This is a genomic window from Serratia sp. NA_112.1, assembly GCF_052691715.1.
In genome coordinates this window covers 1-4,227 of record NZ_JBQZFO010000024.1, presented here as the reverse complement: position 1 = coordinate 4,227, position 4,227 = coordinate 1, and the positions used below count along the sequence as shown (strand labels likewise).

Genomic DNA, 4,227 nt, shown 5'->3' with positions numbered 1-4,227 from the left:
AGGGCGCCTTAACGGCGCCCTTATTGTTTATTTCTTCTGCAAATCAATCTGATAAACCGCAAAGCCGATGCTGTCTGTCCCTTCGGCTTTCATCGGGTACTGGGCATGCGCTTTGATAAACGCAGTGGCTTTGTCACTCGGTGAGGTTTCGAAGCGGATATCCAACGGCTGCGGGCTGCTGAATGTGGCCAAGCGCCAGTTATTATCCACCTGTGGCTTCACTGCGCCGCGTTGTTTGGTTTCAGCGCTGATATAAGCCGCCAGTACCGAGCGGTTCTCATCCGGTGAGGCGAAGGCAATGTGTTGATCGCCGGTACCGGCAAACTTGCCGCCGTACGCGCGGTAATTATTGGTGGCAACCAGGAAGGTGGCTTTCGGATCGATCGGTTTGCCTTTGAACGTCAGTTCTTTGATGCGTTCCGCCTTGTCGTTAATTAACTGGCATTCGCCGTCGTAACGCGCCGGTTGGCTGACGTCGACCTGATAATTAACCCCGTCAATGACATCGAAGTTATAGGTGCGGAAACCGTCCCAGTTGATCAGGCCCTGTGGTTTGCTGCTGTTGACGTCGATCTGGTTGAACTGCCCGGCGGAACATTCCAGCCATTCCTTCACATCTTTGCCGCTGGCTTTCACCACCACCAGTGTGTTGGGATAAAGGTAAAGGTCTGAAGCGTTACGGAAGGTGAGCTGACCTTTTTCCACTTCAACAAAACTGGCCGGATCGTTTTTGCGTCCACCCACCTTGAACGGCGCCGCTGCGGACAGCACCGGCAGGTCCGCCAGGTCCGGATCGCCCTGAATATAGTGTTCGACGTAGGCCTTTTGCGCGTTATTCACAATCTGCACCGTCGGGTCATCCTGCACCAGCGCCAGATAGCTGTACATGTTGCCGTCGGCTTTACCGACAGGCTTGCTGACGAAGTCTCGCGTGCCTTTGTGATCTTCCGCCAGTACCTTCAGCAGGTTGGCATCTTCCGCCGCCAGCGATTTTTTGTTCTCTTTGTCGTAAATCGGCCGAGCTTGCGCTTTGGCCGCTGTGACTTTCCAGGTGCCGCTGTCGTTATTCAATTGCAGATCGACCACACCGAGATGATCCCCCCACTGGCCCGGCATCACGGCCGGGATGCCGTTCAGCGTACCCTGTGCGATGTCAGCCCCTTTGATATTGGCAAAGCCCTTGCTCGGGAACACGGCGTGAGCATGGCCGAACATGATGGCGTCGATACCTGGTACCTGGCTGAGGTAGTACACCGAGTTTTCCGCCATGGCTTTGTACGGCTCGCTGGACAGGCCGGAGTGCGGGATAACCACAACCAGATCTGCGCCCTGTTTGCGCATTTCCGGCACGTAACGTTTAGCGGTTTCGGTGATGTCGTTGACAGTGACCTTGCCCTGCAGATTGGCTTTGTCCCACACCAGGATTTGCGGCGGCACAAAGCCGATATAACCGATGCGCAAACTATGTTCTTTGCCATCACGGTCTTTTACCGGCGTATCGACGATAATGTAAGGAGTGAACAGAGGTTTCTGCGTTTTAGCGTCGATCACGTTGGCGTTGATATACGGGAATTTGGCACCGGCAATGGCGTTTTTCAGGTAATCGAGCCCGTAGTTGAATTCATGGTTGCCGATATTGCCGACCACATAATTCAGGGTATTCATCGCCTTATACACCGGGTGTACATCGCCGGGTTTCAGGCCTTTGGCCGCCATATAATCGCCGAGCGGGCTGCCCTGAATAATGTCGCCGTTGTCCACCAGCACCGTATTGGCTGCCTGCTGGCGGGCTTGCTCAATCAGGCTGGCGGTACGGACCAGACCGAATTTATCGGTCGGTTTATCCTTGTAGTAATCGAAATCCATCATGTTGCTGTGTAGGTCGGTCGTTTCCAGCACGCGTAGATCGACCGTTGCCGCTTGTGCTGAGGCGCACATCAGCATAGCGAGGGCAGACAACGTCAGCGGACGCTTCATCATTTTTAGTTTTCTCCATTCCATTTTTCGAGTTTTATTGCAGAGGGACATGTAATTAACATTGGTTGTCTCACCAAACTGTGAAGTGTGGCAGAAAATCAGCCGAGATGGGGCAGTAAATGTCACAGTTGTGACGGCAAAGACTTGAGCAATTACCGCGAGTTAAATCGTTGTGATGGATATTCGATGCAAAAAAAACTAGGCTGCTAGCAATGAGAAAGGGGAAATGACCCATGGAACTGCATATCTGAGGTGAATGATGTTAGAGCAAATTTGCCAACTGTCCCGTGAGGCGGGCGCAGCGATCATGGCGGTATATGACGGTAAACAACCGCTTGATGTCGCACAGAAAAAAGATGATTCCCCGGTGACGGCGGCCGATCTGGCGGCGCACCATATTATCCAACGTGGTCTGGCGGCATTAACGCCGGAAATACCTTTACTGTCAGAAGAAGATCCACCGAGCTGGGCAGTGCGACAGAACTGGACGCGTTACTGGCTGGTCGATCCGCTGGATGGCACCAAGGAATTCCTCAATCGTAACGGCGAATTCACGGTAAATATCGCGTTGATTGAAGACGGGCAGGCGGTGATGGGCGTGGTTTACGCTCCGGCGATTGATGTGTTGTACCTGGCCGAACGCGGTAAAGCCTGGAAAGAAGAAAAGGGCCAACGCCAGGCGATTGGCGTCAGTAACGCCAATCCGCCCCTGGTGGTGGTGAGCCGTTCACACAGTGATGAAGAACTGAAAGATTACCTGAAGCAGTTAGGCGAGCATCAGACCGTATCCGTCGGTTCCTCGCTGAAGTTCTGCCTGGTGGCGGAAGGTAAAGCGCAGCTTTACCCACGTTTTGGGCCGACCAATATCTGGGATACCGCTGCCGGACACGCGGTCGCGGTGGCGGCCGGAGCGCAGATCCACGACTGGCAGGGCAGGCCGCTGCTCTATACGCCGCGTGAGTCTTTCCTCAACCCCGGCTTCCGGGTTTCGCTGTTCTAAATCAATTCGCCAGGAGTTGGTGCAGTTGGCTCATGACCTGCTGCACCTCTTCTGGCGTCAGTGCGCCGTCTTTGGCGAACTGGATCCTGCCTTGCTTATCCAGCACGACAATGGCTGACCCCTTCGGCTGCAAATCCCAGGCTTTGCGCACGTTGCCGTTGCTGTCGACCACAAACTGCGACCAGGGGAACTCTTTCTTGCTGTCTTCAATGCTGCTGCGGACAAACATCGCCGTGCCGAGCAGGGCATCATCGGTATTTACTATTGTCGTCGTTTGGTAACGATCGTGCGGTAGCTTGGCTTTCTTAATCGCTTCAATCAGTGGGTCGTTCATGTCTTTGGCAGAGCTGCGGCCGGCAATATGCTGGATGACTCGCACTTTTCCACTGAGCTGCGCGCTATTCCAGTTTTGATAGCTAAACTTATCATTAGCGTAGTTCAACTCACCCTTGTCGCTGACGCCAATCGGCGCTACGCGTTGCTGGAGCTGGAAGTTATGCGCCGAGGCAAAAAGGGGTGCAAACAGCAGGGATGCAATGAGCATGTGACTTTTTTTCATGCCTTCTCCTTGAAGGGGGAATGGTGCCGACAGCACCCGACAGCCTAAAGCATAGGTGGTGATCGGAGGTCTGTCCTGTTAGCCGGATCTCAGTTCTTCCTTCTGACCGCTAATACCCGGTTTTTGAAGGGATATACTGAAAAAGTTATATATAATAATATACAATTCTGTCAAAAAGTGTAAATCCAGTGAAGTTCTCCAGGCGGAAATGAACGTTATGGTCTTTACTAGGTCTACTACATGGCAATCAAGTTGCGTTCTTACTTTAGAGGCTGCCACCTTGGCGGCTCGCTGAGCGCATGGACCAAACGGAGGAAAGTAATAGAATGAGAATCTTCCAGCGTTATAACCCGTTGAAAGTGGCGAAGTACGTTAAGACCCTGTTTCGTGGCCGGCTATATATCAAAGATGTGGGCGCGTTCGAATTCGATGAAGGGAAAATTCTGCTGCCGAAAATTCGCGACCGGCGTCACTTCAGCGTGATGTCAGAGGTTAACCGTCAGGTGTTGTTACTGCAGACCGAGATGGGTTGATAGATTACCCGTCGCCTTTCAAGCAGCAGCGTTGTTACCTGCTTACAAGGCCCATCCATGGTCCTTGCCCTTTCAGGGCCGCTGATCGCGCGTTCAAATCTGTTCCCGACAGATTTGTCACCCCAGTGACTTACTAAAGTAAGCGCCTGGGGATGAGT

Annotated in this window: 4 protein-coding genes; 2 read left to right on the top strand and 2 right to left on the bottom strand. The window is 53.1% G+C overall.

Features of this window, described 5'->3' with window-relative positions; genetic code table 11:
- Positions 1–27: 27 nt before the first annotated feature.
- Complete coding sequence (locus ACUTQ5_RS22075; RefSeq protein ID WP_445652965.1) at positions 28–1,980, bottom strand: bifunctional 2',3'-cyclic-nucleotide 2'-phosphodiesterase/3'-nucleotidase; 1,953 nt, start codon at positions 1,978–1,980, stop codon at positions 28–30.
- 256 nt (positions 1,981–2,236) lie between these two features.
- Here ACUTQ5_RS22075 and cysQ point away from each other — a divergent pair, with 256 nt between their 5' ends.
- Positions 2,237–2,977, top strand: coding sequence for a 3'(2'),5'-bisphosphate nucleotidase CysQ (gene cysQ / locus ACUTQ5_RS22070; protein ID WP_445652964.1), 741 nt, complete (start codon positions 2,237–2,239; stop codon positions 2,975–2,977).
- A 1-nt stretch (position 2,978) separates the two neighbouring features.
- On the opposite strand, the gene ACUTQ5_RS22065 is transcribed toward cysQ, so the two are convergent.
- Positions 2,979–3,536 carry a YtfJ family protein gene (locus tag ACUTQ5_RS22065; protein ID WP_261421457.1) on the bottom strand — a complete coding sequence of 186 codons (558 nt, stop codon included), beginning with the start codon at positions 3,534–3,536 and terminating at the stop codon, positions 2,979–2,981.
- A 326-nt stretch (positions 3,537–3,862) separates the two neighbouring features.
- Between ACUTQ5_RS22065 and ACUTQ5_RS22060 the strand changes: the two genes are divergently transcribed.
- Positions 3,863–4,069 carry a DUF1107 domain-containing protein gene (locus ACUTQ5_RS22060; RefSeq protein WP_012004917.1) on the top strand — a complete coding sequence of 69 codons (207 nt, stop codon included), beginning with the start codon at positions 3,863–3,865 and terminating at the stop codon, positions 4,067–4,069.
- The last annotated feature ends 158 nt before the right edge of the window (positions 4,070–4,227 follow it).